The sequence below is a fragment of the Empedobacter brevis NBRC 14943 = ATCC 43319 genome (assembly GCF_000382425.1).
Taxonomy (GTDB): domain Bacteria; phylum Bacteroidota; class Bacteroidia; order Flavobacteriales; family Weeksellaceae; genus Empedobacter; species Empedobacter brevis.
Map to the genome: position 1 here is coordinate 64,520 of NZ_KB908294.1, position 19,685 is coordinate 84,204.

Sequence of the window (19,685 nt, forward strand, 5' to 3'; positions counted from 1 at the left end):
TGAACTCAATGTTTTTAACTAATTTTGTCAAAAACAATATTATCATAATATACCCATACAATAAATTTTGTAAGACATGAAAAAATTAATTCTTTTAGTAGCTGTTGCTGCATTTGCTACTTCTTGTAACTCTAAGGCAAGTGTAAATCATGGTGTCCTTCCTGTAGTTCATGAGCCGGCAACCGCAGAGGAAATGCATCACAAATCTGAAGCTGCTCACGCTGCTCATGACGGAGAACATGCTCAGGCAGCAGAAGAAAAACATGAGGAGGTAAAAGATTCTACAAAAACAGTAGAAACTCCTAAAACAGAGAAGAAAGATACTGTAAAAGCTGGTCATTAAGATTCAGCTTTTTTTTATTCTTTACGTTTTATTTTTTCAGGAAAAAATTTAAAAAATTCTGCTTTTGATTTTTCATCCGGAGAAATTAAATAGATTTCTTTAGCAAGACCAGCTAAAGTTTTATCATCGAAAGAATCAGTAAATAAAACATCAAATTTCTCTCCACTGTCTAGAAAACCTTTTTTGATTAAGTTTTCCACTTTCTTCTCTCCGAAATTATCATTCAGTCGATGTTCTTCAATTGTTGCACCTACTACCAAAAATTGATTTACCGTAATATAATTTTGTATAAACTCTTTTAAATAAATTTCCGGAGCAGCAGATGAAATGGCTATCTGGTAATTATTTTCTCCAAAATAATCTAGATAATTCATAACATTTTTATTCAAATAAGGATATAATTTCTTAGAAAATTTGGAGCAATAGTCTGGGGGATATTCAAGAAGAATTATTTCTCTTTTAAATAATTCATGTGAAAGATTTCTACTTATTTTTCTCTTAAAAATTAATCTTGAAATAGTAAAAAATAATCTCAATTCTAATGTCAAAAAAGAATTTGACCAAATAAAAAATATCCAATGTGTAAACGAATTAATTCGAATTAAAGTTTTATCGAAATCAAAAACAACTTTTTTATCCATCTAATGACCAAGGAAATCTAATTAATATATCTGAATATAAATAATAATCTGGAACAATAACTGATTCTTTATTTGTTACAACTACAGTTAATGAAATAATATTCGTTTTCGGTATTATTATTTCTTGTTCTATCTTTTCGAGTACACTTCTCAAAGAATTACCTGAATCAACCGCATCATCTACAACAAGTATTTTGTCATATACTTTCCAATCAAAATTATCAGGAAAGGTAATTTCTCTTGAATTATTTTCAGCTTTATGTAGTAAATATTTATATTCAATAACTCGCAGCCTATTCAAAATTGATTGTGGTAAAATCTTAAAAGATTTTTGGAGAGTAATTTTAATTAATTGATTACTCTTTTTTCTTTTTGTTGATGGTCGCTGGCAAGTAACTGAAACAAAATCAATTTTTGTAGAACTTTCTTTTTGAAGTTGTTTTACCACCATTTTTGCTATAGGTATTCCTCCTTCTTTAATTCCAACTACTAAGCAATTTCCATTTTTATCTAAGAACTTCTCTAAGTTCTTTTGCAAAAAAGAATCAAACACTTTTTGATCAAAATTAACTACTTTCATTTAAAACTTATTTTCAGAATATGGTATCCGGTGTTGAATAGAACGAACCAAAGTTGCTTCATCTGCATACTCTAACTCGTCACCTACTCCAAGTCCTCTTGCAATGGTAGAAAAAATAATTTCGGTATTTTTCAATTGTCTATACAAATAAAAAACAGTGGTATCACCTTCCATTGTTGAACTTAAAGCAAAAATTATTTCTTTCACACTTTCATTCTGAACGCGGTCTATTAATGTTGGAATATTTAATTGGCCTGGTCCAATTCCTTCCATCGGAGAAATCTTTCCTCCTAAAACGTGATATTGTCCTTTAAATTGTCCTGTATTTTCAATTGCCATTACATCACGAACATCTTCTACGACACAAATTGTAGATTCGTCACGCAAAGGATTACTACAGATCTCACAAACCTCCTCATCTGAAATGGTATGACAATGTTGACAATATTTGACATCATCTACTAAATGTGAAAGCGCTTCTGACAAAGCTGTTGTTTGCGATTTTGGACGATTCAACATATGTAAAACAAGTCGCAAAGCCGTTCTTTTTCCTATCCCCGGTAAATTTGACATTTCTTCTACAGCTCGCTCCAGAACCTTGCTTGGGTAATTCATTTATTCAAAAAATTATAGACGACAAATTTACAATTTTATCTTCGTAAAATTAATCTGTCACCATTAATCCAAAAATAGTAAATTTGGGCTTATTTACTCTAAGAAATTATGAACTCAACAATTTTACTGCTTTGTGTAATTGTATACTTTGTAGGACTTTTAGTCATCTCGTATATCACAAGCCGAAATTCGGATAATCAATCTTTTTTTAACGGAAATAAAAAAAGTAAATGGTGGTTAGTCGCTTTCGGAATGATTGGAACAAGCTTAAGTGGCGTAACATTCATCTCTGTTCCGGGAACAGTCGGAAAGCTAACCGGATCCGAATACATTTACGGTGGTTTCGAATATTATATGATGGTCATCGGTTTTTTTCTTGGTTATTTTATCGTTGCCGGTGTATTACTTCCGTTATATTATCGAATGAATTTGACTTCCATTTATACTTATTTAGGCAAACGTTTCAATGTTGAAGCACATAAAATAGGTTCTGTTTTTTTTATTATCTCGAGAGGAATTGGTGCTACAGCACGTTTGTATTTAGTGGTAAATGTCTTGCAAATCTTTTTACTGGATAATTTAGGGGTTCCGTTTTGGGTAACAACATTTATCTTATTATTGATGATCTTATTGTATACATTTGAAGGAGGAGTAAAAACAATAGTCGTTACAGATACATTACAAACATCATTTATGATTATTAGTTTGATTGCTTGTATTTGGTTTATCTTATCTCATCTCAATTTATCTGTGGCGGAGGCCTATGATATCATGCAAGCTAAAAATTATACCCATTTAATCAACTTAGATCCAAACTCTAAGACTTTTTTCTTAAAGACAATCTTGGGCGGAATGTTCATTACAATTGCAATGACCGGACTTGACCAGGAAATGATGCAAAAAAATATCTCGGTTGATAATCTACAAAATTCAAAAAAGAACATGTTAACTTTTGCCGGAACATTGTTAATCGTAAATCTTGCATTTCTCTTCTTAGGCGGATTGCTTTATTTATATGCAATGAGTGAAGGAGGTTTTTATACAACCGATGGTTTTATCATGGAGCAAGGTGGACAGAATATTATGGGAGATGACATGTTCCCTGCCCTTTCACTTTTAGGCCATCATTTCCCTATGGTGATCTCAATCATTTTTATCATCGGATTAATTTCCGCTTTGTTTCCTTCTGCTGATGGGGCTTTAACTGCCGTTACCAGCTCTTACTGTGTCGATTTATTGAATCTCAACGAAGACAACGAAAAATCAGAAAAGGAGAAGAAAAGAATCCGGATCAGAGTTCATCTGGCTTTCACTGTCATCTTCTTCATTTTAATCATGATCTTTAAAATGATTAACAATAAATCGATTGTTTATTTGGTTATGGAAGTTGCAGGATATACGTACGGTCCTTTATTGGGATTATTCGCTTTCGGAATTTTAACAAAACGTCATATTTACAAAAAATATTCAATTATTACAGTAGCGCTACTAGCTCCTGTTATCACATACATCATCAATGAACTGGTCATTAATTTTAGCGATTACAGAATTGGAGTGGAGTTAATTATTCTGAATGGTTTATTAACTTTTGTCGGATTATGGCTCGTTAGCGCTAATCAACAAAAAGAAATTACAACTTAAACATGGAAAAAAAATTAAAATTAATATGGGATTTTTATGGTCCTGATGCCATACCTACTGCAAAACATCATGCAATTCACTTGAAACAATATGCAGAAAAAGAAAAACTGCAAAGTACAATTGCTGAATTTGTAGAAATTGAACCTGAATATGCCGTAGCATATTTGGTTGTTGTAGAATCTGAAATGATACAGGTTCGTGATGCATTGATTCCTCATCGGGGTGAGTGGCACGTAGAAGAATAACATAAAAAAGACGGAGTAAAAACTTCGTCTTTTTTTTGTATTTACACGATCAATTAAAAACTGTTCCCTATTTCTAGTGATTTATGTTCTATCATTTTTTTGCCCATTAAAAAAGAATTATTTTTGTTCAAATTTTTATAAACAAACAATGACACTTCAAGAACTTCAAACACAAGTACAACAAACAAGAAGAGATATTTTGAGAATGGTACATGCCGTAAATAGTGGTCACCCAGGTGGATCATTAGGTTGTGCAGAATTCTTTGCCGCTTTATATGGTAAAGTAATGACCTATTCTACAGATTTCTCTATGGACGGAAAAGGAGAAGACCTATTTTTCTTATCTAACGGGCATATTTCTCCGGTTTATTACAGCACTTTAGCACGTTCAGGATTTTTCCCAGTAAGCGAATTAGCTACTTTCAGAAAATTAGATTCTCGTTTACAAGGTCACCCTACAACACATGAAGGTTTACCAGGTATTCGTATCGCTTCAGGCTCTTTAGGACAAGGATTATCTGTAGCTTTAGGTGCTGCTCAAGCAAAAAAATTAAACAATGACGATAAATTAATTTACACATTACATGGTGATGGTGAATTACAGGAAGGCCAAATTTGGGAAGCCTTTATGTATGCCGCTGGTAAGAAAGTAGATAATATCATTTCTACAATTGATTACAATGGTCGTCAAATTGATGGTGATACAGATGTTGTAATGCCTTTAGGTGATTTGAAAGCAAAATTAGAAGCTTTTGGTTGGATTGTTTTAGAAGAAGAAAATGGAAATGATTTAGAAAAAGTAATTGCTATTTTAGAAAAAGCTAAAACATTAACAGGAAATGGAAAACCAGTTTCTATTTTATTACACACAGAAATGGGGAATGGAGTTGATTATATGATGGGAAGTCATGCTTGGCATGGGAAAGCTCCTAATGATGAGCAATTAGAGAATGCCTTAACTCAAAACCCTGAAACGGAATTAACAGATTACTAAAAATTAGCATAACCAAAATACTATGAAAACATTATTTTATTCAATACTTACGCTTTGTTCTTTGACAGCCTTTGGGCAAGAAAAAACCTATTCTTTTGATAAAAAAGTTTCTTACAAAATCAATTTACCAGATGAATATCGTGTTTATTTAGAAGGACAAAAAGAGTTGCTATTTGTTACATATATCACAAAAGATGCTGTTTTAGGAACCTCAGAAGGAGGTCCTTATGTATCGGGAAGTTTTAATAAAGAATCTTTCTTTATTCATAACAACAGGTTCTTTGATGTATATGCCAATTCATTAGAAAATCAATTATCAATAAAAGCACCTTATTATTATGAAGGTGTTTCTGAAGATAATTTAAAACCTTATTCAGACAACTTGTTTGAAAAATTTGTTTCGGTAAAAAACTTAAATTCATCTGCAACCATCAATGGATATACTTGTAATGAATATGAATTGACTTCTAAAACAGAATTTGAAAACAAAACATCAACATTATGCATTGACGAGAAAAATGCTATAAATAATGTAGCTATCATGTTTCCTCAAATAAAATTAAAAGGACTTTTAGTGAGGTATGATGCGGGAGATTTTAATGGATTAACAATTCAAAATATTGCAAATTCTAATGTAAAAGTAACATTCGATGAGAAAAAAGAAATCGAAAACTTTACAAACGAAATAGCAAAAAAGAAACTGGAGTATGATAATCTTATGGCCGCTGTAGATTCTACATCTCCTGTTGCTGCTTACACACCGGATAATCGTTACGAAGACCCAATCATTAATTATTACACGTATCAAACATCAGACAACAACAATATCAATAATCTTTTTGGAACTATTGCTTCATTAAATTATAGTTTGGTTTACACGGATAATGACTATGATGGAAATCCAGATATTGATCGTTCAGCAGCATTATCAACGGCTCAAGGTTCTACCGCTCAATTGATCAAACAATTCAAAAAAAATAAATTAGCAAACAAAAGCGAGGTAAAAGAATTAAATCATCTTTTCAAAACATATTTTGACGATGCCAAAAAGTTTAAATTAACGGAAGTCTCTTCTGACTATGACGAAGCTGCTGTAGCAGTAGATTCTGCTGTTTCAGCTGTGTCTATGGCAGATTATTACGATCCTTACATTTCAGCTTACAAAACAACTGATATTAATACAATTGATCTGGCAATCGACAATCCTAACGTTCAAGATTTCATGAAAGTTGCTCCTGAACACTGTAAAGATTTAAAAACTAAAATTCCGACTTTTACAGACAAAGAATTAGGAAACTTAGTTTACAATTATGCAGGCCAAGTGTGTGATTTGTACATCTATCAAAGCGGAAGTGTTGGTTTACCTGAAACAATTGATGCCATGAGAAAAAGTGTTTTAGAAATTAACAATAAATACGATAAACTGAAAAAAGAAGACAAAGAAAAATTAACCACTTTCTTGAATTCTTTGGATTGATAATTATCAAATACATCCATAATGAAAAAGTCTATCAGCTTCATCTTAATAATTTTGACAAGTTTTGCTTTTGCTCAAATGCAATCGTATAAATTTGAAAACGTTATACAATATCGTATCAAAAGTGATTTCTATTCAGATTTTCTGGATATTTTATCAACAAAAGATAACAAAGCCCATTTGATGATTACACGAACTCCTATGGGAAATTTTGCTTCATTAAAAGTAAACGACAACATGTATTCGGTTTACAGTGAAGAAAAGAATCCTAAGGTTTTTAAAATTGATTTTGAAGGCACAAAAGATTTATTAGGAAATGCTTTTTTAGTAACTGATAATCCTAGTTTAACGAATTCAATTATCGGAAATAGTTATGTTGCAAACAGAACAGGTAAAAAAGAAACGATTTTAAATCAAAAATGCGAAGTGTACAACATTTTTAGAAAAGATAACAACAAGGATGATGGCACAGAAATTTGTATTGATACAAATTCTACTATCAACACCGTTCCGTTTATCAATTCTGAACTAAATTTAAAAGGCTTGGTTTATCGAGTTGGGCAAAATATTGTTTTAGAAAATGTCGAAACATTAGAAAATTGGATAAAAAAGAGCGCTGAAGACAACGAAGAAATTAATATTTCACCAAATGATTTTATTTATCAATTTGATGAAAAAACAGAATTAGAAGAATACAAAAACGAATACAAAAAACAAAAACAATGATAGACTTAACATACACAGAAAAAAAAGATACCCGTAGTGGATTCGGAGATGGATTAACGGAACTAGGAAGAACGAATCCAAATGTTGTTGCATTATGTGCTGACTTAATTGGTTCATTAAAAATGGATCAATTTATCAAAGAAAATCCGGAACGTTTTTTCCAAATTGGGATTGCAGAAGCAAACATGATGGGAATTGCTGCAGGTTTAACAATAGGTGGTAAAATTCCGTTTACAGGTACATTTGCAGAATTTTCTACAGCACGTGTATATGATCAAATTCGCCAATCCATTGCATATTCTAATAAAAATGTAAAAATAGCTGCTTCTCATGCAGGTTTAACATTAGGAGAAGACGGAGCAACTCATCAGACATTAGAAGACATCGGTTTAATGAAAATGCTACCAGGAATGGTTGTGATCAATCCATGTGATTACAATCAAACTAAAGCGGCTACAATTGCTGCTGCGGAATATGAAGGTCCTGTTTACTTGCGTTTCGGACGTCCTGCTGTTCCTGTTTTCACACCTGCTGATCAAAAATTTGAAATTGGAAAAGGAATTTTAATGAACGAAGGATCAGATGTAACGATTGTCGCTACCGGACACTTGGTTTGGGAATCTTTAGTTGCCGCTGCAGAATTAGAAAAAGAAGGAATTTCTTGTGAAGTGATTAATATTCATACAATCAAACCTTTGGATGAAGAAATCATTTTAAACTCTGTAAAGAAAACCGGTAAAATTGTGACTGCTGAAGAGCATAATATTTTAGGAGGTTTAGGCGAATCTGTAGCCCGAGTTTTAGCTCAAAAACTACCAACAAAGCAAGCTTTTGTTGCCGTTAATGATAAATTCGGTGAATCAGGAACACCATCAGATTTAATGAAAAAATATGGTATCGATTCAACTGCTGTCATTGAGAAAGTAAAATCTTTACTTTAAATCGATTCCTAAACATCATAAAAGGAGCTTATTTTAAGCTCCTTTTTAGTAAATTAGAAAATGATATTTCAAATCATTTAGGTTGGTCAATAAGCAAAAAAGTGCTATTTGATCCATAGGTCTTTTGCAAAATTAGACTATCTTATCCGAATAAAAAATACTCATTAATTAGTATTATTTATTAAACTAACGAACGTTTATTCATGAAAAAAAAAGGTCAGAAATCATTCGAGGAGTACGTCCGTACCGTAAAAAAATTTTGGAGCGAGAATACTGAGAAAAGAATTAATTCTGTAGAGAAGAATAATTTTAAAACGATTGACGATTTTTTACAAGTCTATGGAAGTCTTTCTATTGGAGAATATTTTATGTATATCATCAATCCAAATAAAGGTACTTTTGAATATGTTTCTCCTCAAGCAGAATCGATGTTAGGTTATCGAACAGATGAGTATAGTGCTGAATTGTGTGTTCAAATGGTTCATCCTGAAGATTTAGAATATGTGATTGATATTCAGAAAAAAATTTCAAATTTCAGTATGGAAATCATCCCGGAAGAAAGAACCAATTATAAATTCACCTATGATTTTCGTGTGATCGATATTAACGGAGGTGTTCATCAAATCCATCTTCAGCACTTCTTTTATGAATTGGGTAAAAATCTCCTTCCAAACCGTGTTATTTGCTTAGCTACTGATATTACTCTATTAAAAGTTGCAGGCACTCCTAAAATGCATATTTACAGTATTAAAAACGGTTTAAACAGTCTTTTAAATTCGACTATAAATTCAGCGCTTCAATTAACAAAAAAGGAAAAGGAAATTATTGAATATTTGGTCAAAGGTTATACAAGTCAGGATATAGCCGATGCCATAGGACTGAGTAAACATACAGTTGATACACATCGAAGAAATATGTTGAAGAAAAACGATTGTTCTAACACTTCAGAACTATTCAGTCTTTATTTTAAAAAGTAGAAAAAGCAAGCCGATAAGCCGGGTTCTGTCATTTTAGATTTAAAATGCTTTGTCATTTATCTAGGATTTAAGTTACCTTAAATTTCTATCTGCCTACCCCCCAGCAACGAACGAGTAGCTCTTAACTGCTGGTATACATGGCATTGCTCCGCATAGAGTTTACCTGGTTTCACTACAGCCGAACTGTACATACTTTCTGTTGCACTTGTCCTCGCCTTCCGACGGACGGGCGTTACCCGCTATGCTTACTCTGTGGAGCCCGGACTTTCCTCTTCAAATAAATTTGAAGCGACAAAGTGGCTTGCTAAGCGCAAATGTACGGTAAAAGTTAGCAAAATAAAAAAAGGCTCAAACATTTTGTTCAAGCCTTTCTTTTATAGAAACTTAGATATTACTCTGATTTTTCTTCTTTTGCTTTTCCTTTTACAGAAATTTTAACCCCATCCTTTGCCTCATTTAAGTCAAGAATTAATTGATCTCCTTCACTAATTACAGCATTGATGATTTCTTCTGCCATTGGATCTTCAATGTATTTTTGAATTGCACGTTTCAATGGGCGCGCTCCATAATCTTTATCAAATCCTTTATCAGCAATGAAATTCTTCGCTTCTTCTGTTAATTCGATATGGTAATTTAAAGCTGTTAAACGTTCAATCAAACTCGCTAATTCTATATCGATAATTTTCATAATATCTTCCTTCGTTAAAGAATTAAAGAAGATGATATCGTCAATACGATTTAAGAATTCTGGTGCAAAAGCACGTTTCAATGCCGTTTCAATTGTTGATTTAGCTCGTTCATCGGCAGAATCTTTCTTCGAAGAAGTTCCAAATCCAACACCATCGCCAAATTCTTTTAATTGTCTTGTACCAATATTAGATGTCAAAATGATAATTGTATTACGGAAATCTACTTTACGCCCTAAACTATCTGTTACATGACCATCATCTAAAATTTGTAATAAGATATTGAAAACGTCCGGATGTGCTTTTTCAATCTCATCTAACAAAATTACAGCATACGGTTTACGGCGAACGGCTTCTGTCAATTGACCACCTTCTTCATAACCAACATAGCCTGGAGGTGCTCCTACTAAGCGAGAAACAGCAAATTTCTCCATGTATTCAGACATATCAATTCTAATCAATGCATCGTTAGAATCAAAAATCTCTTTTGCTAGAACTTTTGCTAATTGTGTTTTACCAACTCCTGTCGTTCCCAAGAAAATAAATGAACCAATTGGCTTGTTAGGATCTTTCAATCCTGCACGATTACGCTGAATTGCTTTCACAACTTTTGCCACCGCTTCGTCTTGACCAATTACTTTTCCTTTCATTAACTCGTTCATTTGAGCTAATTTTTTCAATTCTTTCTCTGCAATACGATGCACCGGTACACCTGACATCAACGAAACAACTTCCGCTACATTTTCTTCAGTAACCGTTTCTCTATTCTCTTTCGACTCTTGCATCCATTGTGCTTGAGCACGCTTTAAATCGCTTTCAATTTGTTTTTCAGAATCGCGTAAACGAGCTGCTTCTTCATATTTTTGAGATTTTACAACTTTCGTTTTTTCTTCGCGAACCTCTTCCAGTTTCGCTTCAAGATCTAAAATTTCTTGCGGAACCTTAATATTCTTAATATGCACCCGAGAACCAGCTTCGTCTAAAGCATCAATTGCTTTGTCTGGTAAGAAACGATCTGTAATATAACGTGTTGTCAGATTAACACAAGCTTGTAACGCTTCGTCTGTATAATTTACATTATGATGCGCTTCATACTTATCTTTGATGTTATGCAAAATTTGTAACGTTTCTTCCGGCGTAGTTGGTTCAACCATTACATTTTGAAAACGACGAACCAAAGCGCCGTCTTTCTCAATATATTGACGGTATTCATCTAACGTTGTTGCACCAATACATTGTAGTTCTCCTCGCGCTAGAGCAGGCTTGAACATATTAGAAGCATCTAAAGAACCTGTAGCTCCTCCTGCTCCAACAATCGTATGCAATTCATCAATAAAAAGAATAATGTCATCATTTTTCTCTAATTCATTCATGATGGCTTTCATACGTTCTTCAAACTGCCCTCGGTATTTTGTACCGGCAACTAATGAAGCCAAATCCAGAGTTACCACACGTTTGTTGAATAGTACACGCGAAACTTTACGTTGTACAATTCGTAATGCCAAACCTTCTGCAATAGCAGATTTACCTACACCTGGCTCTCCAATCAATAATGGATTGTTCTTTTTACGACGAGAAAGGATCTGAGAAACACGTTCTATTTCTTTTTCTCGTCCAACAACAGGATCCAATTTTCCTTCTTGCGCAATCGCAGTTAGATCACGTCCAAAATTATCTAAAACAGGTGTTTTACTTTTTGACGTAGATTTACTTGCAGATGCTTTTTCATAATCGTTGTCTGCATCTCCTCCATCAAAAGAAGGATTTTCGGCACGAGGCGACTGGATTTCTTCGTCCTGAAATTGAAATTTGAACTCTTCCTTAACTGTATTATAATCGATATCCAATTTATTCATCAATTTTGTAATCGGATCGTTTTCGTTACGAAGAATACACAATAACAGATGGATTGTATTTACAGTTGGACTTTTAAACAATTTTGCTTCTAAGAATGTTGTTTTCAACGCTCTTTCTGCTTGCTTTGTCAAACTCAAATTCTTTATATTATTTCCAGGAGTTTCTTTAGCTGGGTTAAGGTTTTCTATTTTTTGACGCATCTCGTCCAAATCAACATTCAATGCTTCTAAGACAGAAATGGCTTTCCCTTCACCGTCGCGAATAATCCCCAACAGAAGGTGTTCCGTTCCTATTTGGTCGTGGCCTAATCTCAACGCTTCTTCCTTACTATAAGAAATAACGTCTTTTACTTGTTGTGAGAAATTATCGTTCATTTTATTATTTAAGCTGTCTTTAACAAATATAATTATTCTGATAGACTATAGCATAAATTATGCCTATGTCCGAAATGATTTAATGAATCCTTAAAATAACGAATTATTGTCTATTAATTTCAAAATAGCTGACAATATTTCATATCAATTCTTAAAGAATTCATAACAATTTGAGAAATAGATGTCGTCGCCAGAAAATCATATAAATCGCCTCTGTTCATTTTCAATCGGTTCTGCAATTCAAAAATATCATTTGAAGAAAGAGAGCCACTTGATTTAAAAATATGATCGATTTCTTCTCTTCTTTTAGGAGTATACAGTGTAGATGAACACCAAGTTACAACCTTTTCCTTCGACACATCTTTTACTTTCAATTCTTTTTCATTCCAAAACAAAAGATAAGCATTTTTAGTTGGTCTTTCAAAAACAAAAATTGTAAAAGGAGCAATATCTGACAATTTTTCCGATTTAATAAACTCATTTACAGATTTATATTTCAGTAAATTTAGAAGTATAATTCCTCTGCTTTCTCTGTATTTTTCTTTAAAAGAGACCGGTTTTTCTTCTCCTCCATTCAAAATACAAGCAACATATTGTTCCGAATAAAATATCCAAGTCCCTCTTGCGCGTTCGTCCACAGGAGAAAAATACGTTTTTTCAAAACGCTGTTGTTCTATAATTTCTTTGGAAGAAGAACGGTTAATTTCCTCATCCCGATTATGTGATAACACGAATTCTTCTTCATTTCTATAAAAACTGACTATACACATCTCATTTTTCAATTTACTTCAAATGTAAAAATTTATCTTTGCAAAGAATTATGAGTATTCAGAAAACCATATCACATTCTTTTGATGAAATGAAATTCATTCTTTTGCAATTTGACGATACGTCCTATCAAAAAGAATTGAACGTTATTTCTAACGCTTCTGTTGGCCAGCATTTTCGTCATATCATCGAGTTTTACGATTGCTTTATTGATGCGCAAAAAAGCGGTTATATTTGTTACGATGACAGAAAACGTAACCGGATACTGGAAACTTCTGTTGTTGAAACTCTACGTACATTAAATAATTTAAAATTGAATATTGAACGTTTAAATTTAGAAACATCAATTCAATTAAGACAAAATTATTACGGCGAAAATTTCACGATTCCTACAACAAATTATCGCGAATTGATGTATTGCTTTGATCATAGCGTTCATCATTTTGCCTTGATAAAAATTGCGATTGGAACTCATCTTCCTGCAATTAAAATTCCTCATAATTTTGGGGTTGCTTCATCAACCATTGCTTTTCAAAATCTTGAAAAATGAATCCAAAAATTGCGAAGTGGACACAATACGAATTTTGGCCATTCTGGTTATTTTATGGACCATTGACACCTTGGTACATTTACAAAATTTTTCAGGCAGGTGCGCCAGCCTATTTTTGCTCAGTCAATCCCAATATGAAATGGGGAGGTTTTATCGATTATTCAAAAATAGATTTACTGAATCAAATTGATGAAAATTATAAACCAAAAACTTTTTTTTTCGAAGAATTTACTACGCAAAATATTCCATTCAACTTTCCATTTGTCGCAAAACCAAACACTGGAGAACGTGGAATTGGAGTGGAATTAATTCGAAACACTACCGATTGGTTCTCTTATTTAGAACAAAATAATCGGAATTTAATTTTACAGGAATACATCCAGTCTACTATGGAATTTGGTGTTTTTTATGTTCGAATGCCGAAAGAAAAAACAGGAAAAATCATTTCAATTACTGCAAAAAATTTTTTGACATTTACAGGAAATGGAACATCAACATTGAAGGAATTAATTGAGCAAAATTTAAGAGCATTTTACAGAAAAGAATATTTGTTCAAGCGCTATCAAAGTGAGCTAAATTCAATCCTCAATAAAGATGAAAAACTATTGGTAGAACCAATTGGTAATCACAGTAGAGGAACAACTTTTTTGGACGGCTCTTCTTTAAAAACTCAAAAACTAGAAGAAACAATCGATTATGTTGCGCAAAAAATTGAAGGCTTTTATTATGGACGCATCGATTTGAAAGCAAAAAGTTTGGAAGATTTCCAGAACGGAAATTTTGTCATACTCGAAATTAACGGAGCCAATTCGGAAGCGACACATATTTACGATCCTTCATTTCATTTGCTAAAAGCCTATAAAGAAGTTATTAAACATTTAAATTATCAACATAAAATTGCCATTCAAAACCATCAATTAGGTGTAAAATGGACCGATTGGAAGTTGCTTGCAAAAGAATTATTCAAACGATATCAATCCTGATTTACCAAAATTGGCAGTTTATCCGAAAAGGAATAATGATTGAAAGAAGTTTTTGAAACCAATTTTATGAGTTATCCATTTCCGAAAAAAACAATTGTAATTCCACTATTATTGCTTATCCCTATGTGGATTATTTTTTTATTTCAACAGAATGGATATAATCTTGATGACTGTTACGGTGTTATTCCACGTACGTTTGTAGGATTAAAAGGTATTTTATTGTCTCCTCTTTTCCATTCTGGCTGGAAGCACATTATAAGCAATACATTTCCTTTGGCATTTCTAAGTTTCATCGCTTTGTTAATGTATGATAGACTGGCTTATTATGTTATTTTCTTTGGATGGATTTTATCCGGAATTATTTTATGGCTAATTGGAAATCCACCTTTTTTAGATGATCATGTAAGTTGCCATATTGGAGCAAGTTCTATTGTCTACTTACTCGCTTCTTTTATTTTTTTTAGTGGAATTATCCGCAAAGAAAGAGGTTTAATGGCAATCTCATTAATCATTATTTTATTATATGGAGGAATGATTTGGGGAATGGTTCCTCAAGAAATATTACCTCAACTAAAATCAGAAGTAGGAAGTAATTCTATTTCTTGGGAAGGACATTTGAGTGGTTTTATTTCAGGTGCTTTTTTCGCCTTTCTATTTAGAAAAATTGGTCCGCAAAAAGAAACGCCTAAATGGGATCAAGAAAATTATTATGATCCACAAGCCGATCGTTTATGGGAAGTCTACCAAGAGCAAGAGCGATTAAGAGCTGAATATTTACAATCGTTAGAAGAAAAAGAAGATTATTCTGACAATGATTTCAAAAACATATCCAATTCATAAATTTCTTTCGGTGCTCTTCCAGCATCATAACCAGGAGAATAATAATTATTATCGTTTTCTTTTACAGACAAATTAACAATTGGTGCCCCATCAAATTGATGTCTTTGTGCACTCTTGTCAACAACAATATTTTCCAATGCAGGTAGATTAACCGTATGTAATAGATGCTTTATTTTCTTCCAATCTTCACTTTTTGTTTGTCGAATAATTGTATCAGAATTATGTATAATGTATGTTTTCTCGAAATTAATAATTTGACTTTCACTATTTCCTCTTGTTGATTGATTTCTTGTAACTTCAATAGTTTTCAAATCATTTTCGATCAACTTATTATTTGTAGAACAGCTCGTTATTATGAATAACATAACTGTTAGTGTATTTATTTTTAACATGTCTTGTATTTTATTTCTAATTTAATCAAAAAATACTCCTGATCACTCAAAATTTTTCCTTGTATTACTTTCGATCATCTTTCACCAAACCTTTTACTCTCAGATTCAATTTATTAAAGAATATCGTATAATTTTCTTTTTTTTCATTTGATGTAAAAAAGCAGTTTGTCAACTAAATAAAATTGACCTTTTCATTCTATTGATATACACTAAACTAAAATACAAAATTCATTATTTTTATTTAGATTAATTATAAATATTTATTCTTTTTACTTTGTTTGTTAATTTTTTTAAGATAGTTTTGTCTAAATTTAAAGTACTTATGAAAAAAAATATATTTTATTTATTTCTTTTACTTTCCTCAAATTATTCTTTTGGACAAAACTGGACGCTAGTCAGTGAATCTGAAGCTTATCCAACTGCCAGAAAAGAATATCAGGATAAAAGGAACCAGAAAATTTTTAAATTAGATCGAAGAACATTAGATCAAAAATTAGTAAATGTTTCTTCTCGTAATACAAATCAAGGAGGGACAGTAATTAGCATGCCTAATGCCAATGGTACTGTTGAACGCTTTGAAATTTGGGAAGCTTCTAATTTTTCAGCAAAAGATCAAGCGAAATACCCGAACTTGCGCTCTTATGTCGGAAAAAGTTTAGAAGACCCTTCAGCATACTTACGCTTTAGTACAGGGCCTTCGGGAATTAGTTCAACAATTTTCAGAGCTCATGACAAGTCTGAATTTTTGGAAACTTATTCAAACGATGGTAAGTTTTTCGAAGTACATTCTAAAAATGGGAAAAATGATTTTAATTGCTCTACTCCTGAAGATCATGCAACGCATAAAACAGCTGAAAAGATTGATGCAAAAAGTAACGATCAGAAATTCAGGACATATCGTTTAGCTTTATCAGTCACAGGAGAATATAGTCAAATTTTTGGCGGAACATTAGAAAAATCTCTTGAAGCCATGAATAATACAATGACTCGTGTAAATGGTATTTTTGAAAAAGACATGGCAATCAATTTCGTTTTTGCTGACGATGTCCAAAAGCTTATTTACTTAGATCCTGAGACAGACCCTTACTCTCCTTCTGATGTAGGTCTTGATGATGATCCAGTATATGGAGGTTACCCTGAATACGCATCTGTCTGGAATGTAGAACTGCAGCGTAATTTACGTGACAATTTCGGAGAGCAAAACTACGATATCGGGCATTTATTTGGACACGACGGAGGTGGTGGAAATGCCGGTTGTATAGGTTGTATATGTGAAACTGCTTTTCCTCAAGGAAAAGGAAGTGGGTTTACATCTCCTGGTAGCGGTTTGCCAAAAGGCGATAGTTTTGATATCGATTACGTGACACACGAAATAGGCCACCAAATCGGAGCGAATCATACGTATTCATATCGAAATGAAGGTACCGGTGTTAATGTGGAACCGGGTTCAGGTTCAACCATTATGGGATACGCTGGTATTACTTATTTTAATGTTCAAGCCCATTCAGACGATTATTTTACCTATAGAAGTATTCAACAGGTTCAAAATAATTTAAAAAATAAAACGTGTGGTATAGAAAAACCTATTTTTAATACACCTCCAAAAATAGAATTAGCTAAATCACTTTATAATATTCCTGTTGGTACAGCCTTTAAATTAGATGCAGCAATCTCTGATGCAGAAAATGATGCTTTTTTAACTACATGGGAACAAAATAATTCAGGAAACTCTTCTACAACAAATGAAAACAGTAGAGTTAAAGGGACTAAAACTATAGGTCCTAACTTTAGATCTTTCAAACCTGTAAAAGAATCGTACAGATATTTTCCTAATTTCACTAGTATTCTGAATAATCGATTGATTCATACTGGAACTGGTAATGCTGTGTGGGAATCGTTAACATCTGTTCCCAGAACATATGATTTCACTGTAACAGCAAGAGATTACAATATTACAGGACCTCAAACGAACACAGAGACTGTCAAAGTAATAGCTACAGCGAATGTAGGACCTTTTGTTATTACATCTCCTGAAAAATTAGCCATCAACACTGATGAATTTACAGTTACTTGGGATGTTGCCAATACAAATCTTGCTCCAGTTAACACCACAAAAGTTAAAGTCTCTATTTCATGGGATGAAGGAAATTCTTTCAAAGAATTAGGAATCGTGGATAATAATGGTTCTGCTACTTTTGCAATGCCGGAAGATGCAGTTTCTGTTACAAAAGGTTATGTTATGATAGAAGCAGTGGATAATATTTTCTTAGCTGTTAAGAAATTTGAAACTGAAGTATTAGCAACAAAAGATGTAGTAGCAAAAGAATCTAAACTTTATCCTAATCCATCAAATGGAACTTTTACAATAGAGCAAAAAATTACAGGAAGTGTTAAAATCGATATTTTAGATGTAAATGGACGAGTAGTGTATGCTACTACGGCAGATGCTATCGGAAATTTCAAAAAACAGATTAACACAAAATTACCTAGTGGAATTTACTTCGTACGAGTTTCATCAAATGAAGGAGAAAACACTTCGAAATTAATTATAAAATAACACTAAGTTATCTATAATAATAAAACCCCTGAAAAATTAATTTTCAGGGGTTTTTATATTTTTTAATCTTTCACTTAAAAAGGCATTCCCGGAATATTCGGTAAATTTTCCTGAGCCGTTTTCTTTGCTCTGTCGATTGCTTCATTTTTCACTTGTTCCAACGCTTTGTTTAACGTCATCACGACTAAATCTTCAATCTCTTCTTTCTCCATTCCTTCTGCAAGTTCAATATCTTTTACAGTAGCCAATTTCGACATGGTAATTTTTACTTTTCCGTCGTTAGAAGTCGTCGTAAAAATTTCGCCATCTAACTCACTCTTCAGATCAGAGAATTTATCTTTAAATGAATTGATTTTTCCCATCATTCCCATGATGTCTCCAAAATTTCCAAACATTTGTTTTTATCTTTAATAATTAATTATTCGTGTAGTTTTTTCCACAATAAATCTTTCAATTCTGTAATTCCTTTTCCGGATACTGATGAAATAAATATTGTATCGACATCAGTTGGTAATTGCGCTTTAATTTCTGCTTCTAATTCGGCATCTAGCATATCCGATTTAGAAATTGCTAAAACCCTTCCTTTATCTAATAATTCAGGATTAAACTTCTGCAATTCATTCAACAAAATTTCATATTCCTTTTTATAATCTTCAGCATCTGCAGGAATTAAGAACAATAAATTCGAATTACGTTCGATATGGCGTAAAAAACGATGTCCAAGTCCTTTTCCTTCTGCTGCACCTTCTATAATACCAGGAATATCTGCCATAATAAACGACTGATGATTACGGTATTCTACAATTCCTAAATTAGGTGTTAAAGTTGTAAAAGCATAATCTGCAATCTTCGGTTTTGCAGCTGAAACAGCAGACAACAATGTTGATTTTCCAGCATTTGGAAAACCGACTAAACCAACATCTGCTAGAATCTTAAGTTCTAAAGTAACTTGACGCTCTTCTCCTTCCAACCCTGGCTGTGCATAACGAGGAGTTTGACGAGTAGCAGAACGGAAATGCCAGTTTCCTAAACCACCCTTTCCTCCTTTTGCGATAATTAATTTTTGTCCATTTTCCGTTACTTCACCAATGATATTTCCTTCATCATCTTTTGCAATCGTTCCGATTGGAACTTCCAAAATAATATCTTCACCATCAGCTCCGGTAGAACGAGATTTACCACCACGTCCTCCATGTTGTGCACGGAAGTGTTTTTTGAATCGAAATTCTAACAATGTCCAAAGGTTAGAGTTTCCTAAAAGTGTGATGTTTCCTCCACGTCCACCATCACCACCGTCCGGTCCTCCTTTGTCAATATATTTTTCGCGATGCAAACTTGCTGAACCCGCACCTCCATGTCCGGCTCTACAATTTATTTTTACGTAGTCAACAAAATTTGATTGCATATTTTTTCTCTTTTAATTAGTCTGCAAAAGTACGATTTCTAATTTGTTTATTAAAATCTTGTATTATCTATTTTGAATGAATAATTTATAATG

The 19,685-nt window shown here is 32.7% G+C and carries 20 protein-coding genes and 1 other RNA gene; 12 read left to right on the forward strand and 9 right to left on the reverse strand.

Annotated elements, in window-relative coordinates:
* Positions 1-76 precede the first annotated feature (76 nt).
* Complete coding sequence (locus H277_RS0107380) at positions 77-343, forward strand: hypothetical protein (RefSeq protein ID WP_019974948.1); 267 nt, start codon at positions 77-79, stop codon at positions 341-343.
* Between the two features lie 14 nt (positions 344-357).
* Here the strand turns inward: H277_RS0107380 and H277_RS20600 are convergent, their stop codons facing one another.
* Genes H277_RS20600 through recR form a run of 3 tightly spaced genes read right to left on the reverse strand, consistent with a single transcriptional unit; the run spans position 358 to position 2,179 of the window.
* The gene (locus H277_RS20600; protein ID WP_019974949.1) at positions 358-984 is read right to left on the reverse strand and encodes an HAD family hydrolase; all 627 of its coding nucleotides are present in this window, start codon (positions 982-984) and stop codon (positions 358-360) included.
* Complete coding sequence (locus tag H277_RS0107390) at positions 977-1,564, reverse strand: phosphoribosyltransferase family protein (protein WP_019974950.1); 588 nt, start codon at positions 1,562-1,564, stop codon at positions 977-979. Before H277_RS0107390 ends, H277_RS20600 begins: the two co-directional genes overlap by 8 nt.
* Positions 1,565-2,179 carry a recombination mediator RecR gene (recR, locus tag H277_RS0107395; protein WP_019974951.1) on the reverse strand — a complete coding sequence of 205 codons (615 nt, stop codon included), beginning with the start codon at positions 2,177-2,179 and terminating at the stop codon, positions 1,565-1,567.
* A gap of 108 nt (positions 2,180-2,287) precedes the next feature.
* Here recR and H277_RS0107400 point away from each other — a divergent pair, with 108 nt between their 5' ends.
* From H277_RS0107400 to H277_RS0107430, 7 genes are all read left to right on the forward strand, one after another.
* Positions 2,288-3,820 carry a sodium:solute symporter gene (locus tag H277_RS0107400; protein WP_019974952.1) on the forward strand — a complete coding sequence of 511 codons (1,533 nt, stop codon included), beginning with the start codon at positions 2,288-2,290 and terminating at the stop codon, positions 3,818-3,820.
* Positions 3,821-3,822: 2 nt separating this feature from the next.
* Entirely contained in the window at positions 3,823-4,065 is a 243-nt protein-coding gene (locus H277_RS0107405) for a hypothetical protein (protein ID WP_019974953.1), read from the forward strand.
* A 148-nt stretch (positions 4,066-4,213) separates the two neighbouring features.
* Entirely contained in the window at positions 4,214-5,059 is an 846-nt protein-coding gene (locus H277_RS0107410) for a transketolase (RefSeq protein ID WP_019974954.1), read from the forward strand.
* A 22-nt stretch (positions 5,060-5,081) separates the two neighbouring features.
* Entirely contained in the window at positions 5,082-6,536 is a 1,455-nt protein-coding gene (locus H277_RS0107415) for a hypothetical protein (protein WP_146810491.1), read from the forward strand.
* Positions 6,537-6,557: 21 nt separating this feature from the next.
* The gene (locus H277_RS0107420) at positions 6,558-7,262 is read left to right on the forward strand and encodes a hypothetical protein (RefSeq protein ID WP_019974956.1); all 705 of its coding nucleotides are present in this window, start codon (positions 6,558-6,560) and stop codon (positions 7,260-7,262) included.
* A complete protein-coding gene (locus H277_RS0107425; protein WP_180906861.1) occupies positions 7,262-8,203 on the forward strand; it encodes a transketolase family protein in 942 nt (313 codons plus the stop codon). Before H277_RS0107420 ends, H277_RS0107425 begins: the two co-directional genes overlap by 1 nt.
* 203 nt (positions 8,204-8,406) lie before the next feature.
* A complete protein-coding gene (locus H277_RS0107430; RefSeq protein ID WP_019974958.1) occupies positions 8,407-9,180 on the forward strand; it encodes a LuxR C-terminal-related transcriptional regulator in 774 nt (257 codons plus the stop codon).
* Here H277_RS0107430 and rnpB read toward each other — a convergent pair.
* The 3 genes from rnpB to H277_RS0107440 all read right to left on the reverse strand — a co-directional run bounded on the left by rnpB (position 9,179) and on the right by H277_RS0107440 (position 12,867).
* Positions 9,179-9,488, reverse strand: an RNA gene (rnpB, locus tag H277_RS19705) — RNase P RNA component class A. The genes H277_RS0107430 and rnpB overlap by 2 nt on opposite strands.
* A gap of 83 nt (positions 9,489-9,571) precedes the next feature.
* Positions 9,572-12,097, reverse strand: a complete 2,526-nt coding sequence (locus H277_RS0107435) for an ATP-dependent Clp protease ATP-binding subunit (protein WP_019974959.1) — start codon at positions 12,095-12,097, stop codon at positions 9,572-9,574.
* A gap of 119 nt (positions 12,098-12,216) precedes the next feature.
* Entirely contained in the window at positions 12,217-12,867 is a 651-nt protein-coding gene (locus H277_RS0107440; RefSeq protein ID WP_019974960.1) for an NRDE family protein, read from the reverse strand.
* A 50-nt stretch (positions 12,868-12,917) separates the two neighbouring features.
* Here H277_RS0107440 and H277_RS0107445 point away from each other — a divergent pair, with 50 nt between their 5' ends.
* The 3 genes from H277_RS0107445 (at position 12,918) to H277_RS0107455 (ending at position 15,238) form a co-directional block, all read left to right on the forward strand.
* On the forward strand, positions 12,918-13,415 hold the full coding sequence (locus H277_RS0107445) for a hypothetical protein (protein ID WP_019974961.1): 498 nt from the start codon (positions 12,918-12,920) through the stop codon (positions 13,413-13,415).
* A complete protein-coding gene (locus H277_RS0107450; protein ID WP_019974962.1) occupies positions 13,412-14,398 on the forward strand; it encodes a hypothetical protein in 987 nt (328 codons plus the stop codon). The genes H277_RS0107445 and H277_RS0107450 overlap by 4 nt, the downstream gene beginning before the upstream one ends.
* 66 nt (positions 14,399-14,464) lie before the next feature.
* Entirely contained in the window at positions 14,465-15,238 is a 774-nt protein-coding gene (locus H277_RS0107455) for a rhomboid family intramembrane serine protease (protein ID WP_033422626.1), read from the forward strand.
* Here H277_RS0107455 and H277_RS0107460 read toward each other — a convergent pair.
* Positions 15,199-15,630, reverse strand: a complete 432-nt coding sequence (locus H277_RS0107460) for a hypothetical protein (RefSeq protein ID WP_019974964.1) — start codon at positions 15,628-15,630, stop codon at positions 15,199-15,201. The two genes, H277_RS0107455 and H277_RS0107460, sit on opposite strands and share 40 nt — an antisense overlap.
* Before the next feature lie 322 nt (positions 15,631-15,952).
* On the opposite strand from H277_RS0107460, the gene H277_RS18780 reads away from it, so the two are divergent.
* Positions 15,953-18,187, forward strand: coding sequence for a zinc-dependent metalloprotease (locus tag H277_RS18780; protein WP_019974965.1), 2,235 nt, complete (start codon positions 15,953-15,955; stop codon positions 18,185-18,187).
* A 74-nt stretch (positions 18,188-18,261) separates the two neighbouring features.
* Here H277_RS18780 and H277_RS0107470 read toward each other — a convergent pair whose 3' ends face one another.
* A complete protein-coding gene (locus tag H277_RS0107470; RefSeq protein WP_019974966.1) occupies positions 18,262-18,582 on the reverse strand; it encodes a YbaB/EbfC family nucleoid-associated protein in 321 nt (106 codons plus the stop codon).
* Positions 18,583-18,605: 23 nt separating this feature from the next.
* A complete protein-coding gene (gene obgE, locus H277_RS0107475; protein ID WP_019974967.1) occupies positions 18,606-19,592 on the reverse strand; it encodes a GTPase ObgE in 987 nt (328 codons plus the stop codon).
* Positions 19,593-19,685 lie beyond the last annotated feature (93 nt).

Excerpts from the sequence above, each read along its gene's own strand:
- H277_RS0107405 (WP_019974953.1), top strand. The coding sequence starts at position 3,823 with ATGGAAAAAAAATTAAAATTAATATGGGATTTTTATGGTCCTGATGCC.
- H277_RS18780 (WP_019974965.1), top strand. The coding sequence starts at position 15,953 with ATGAAAAAAAATATATTTTATTTATTTCTTTTACTTTCCTCAAATTAT.
- H277_RS0107400 (WP_019974952.1), top strand. The coding sequence starts at position 2,288 with ATGAACTCAACAATTTTACTGCTTTGTGTAATTGTATACTTTGTAGGA.
- recR (WP_019974951.1), bottom strand. The coding sequence starts at position 2,179 with ATGAATTACCCAAGCAAGGTTCTGGAGCGAGCTGTAGAAGAAATGTCA.
- H277_RS20600 (WP_019974949.1), bottom strand. The coding sequence starts at position 984 with ATGGATAAAAAAGTTGTTTTTGATTTCGATAAAACTTTAATTCGAATT.
- obgE (WP_019974967.1), bottom strand. The coding sequence starts at position 19,592 with ATGCAATCAAATTTTGTTGACTACGTAAAAATAAATTGTAGAGCCGGA.
- H277_RS0107415 (WP_146810491.1), top strand. The coding sequence starts at position 5,082 with ATGAAAACATTATTTTATTCAATACTTACGCTTTGTTCTTTGACAGCC.
- H277_RS0107460 (WP_019974964.1), bottom strand. The coding sequence starts at position 15,630 with ATGTTAAAAATAAATACACTAACAGTTATGTTATTCATAATAACGAGC.
- H277_RS0107390 (WP_019974950.1), bottom strand. The coding sequence starts at position 1,564 with ATGAAAGTAGTTAATTTTGATCAAAAAGTGTTTGATTCTTTTTTGCAA.
- H277_RS0107435 (WP_019974959.1), bottom strand. The coding sequence starts at position 12,097 with ATGAACGATAATTTCTCACAACAAGTAAAAGACGTTATTTCTTATAGT.
- H277_RS0107410 (WP_019974954.1), top strand. The coding sequence starts at position 4,214 with ATGACACTTCAAGAACTTCAAACACAAGTACAACAAACAAGAAGAGAT.
- H277_RS0107440 (WP_019974960.1), bottom strand. The coding sequence starts at position 12,867 with ATGTGTATAGTCAGTTTTTATAGAAATGAAGAAGAATTCGTGTTATCA.
- H277_RS0107455 (WP_033422626.1), top strand. The coding sequence starts at position 14,465 with ATGAGTTATCCATTTCCGAAAAAAACAATTGTAATTCCACTATTATTG.
- H277_RS0107470 (WP_019974966.1), bottom strand. The coding sequence starts at position 18,582 with ATGTTTGGAAATTTTGGAGACATCATGGGAATGATGGGAAAAATCAAT.
- H277_RS0107430 (WP_019974958.1), top strand. The coding sequence starts at position 8,407 with ATGAAAAAAAAAGGTCAGAAATCATTCGAGGAGTACGTCCGTACCGTA.
- H277_RS0107420 (WP_019974956.1), top strand. The coding sequence starts at position 6,558 with ATGAAAAAGTCTATCAGCTTCATCTTAATAATTTTGACAAGTTTTGCT.
- H277_RS0107380 (WP_019974948.1), top strand. The coding sequence starts at position 77 with ATGAAAAAATTAATTCTTTTAGTAGCTGTTGCTGCATTTGCTACTTCT.
- H277_RS0107450 (WP_019974962.1), top strand. The coding sequence starts at position 13,412 with ATGAATCCAAAAATTGCGAAGTGGACACAATACGAATTTTGGCCATTC.
- H277_RS0107445 (WP_019974961.1), top strand. The coding sequence starts at position 12,918 with ATGAGTATTCAGAAAACCATATCACATTCTTTTGATGAAATGAAATTC.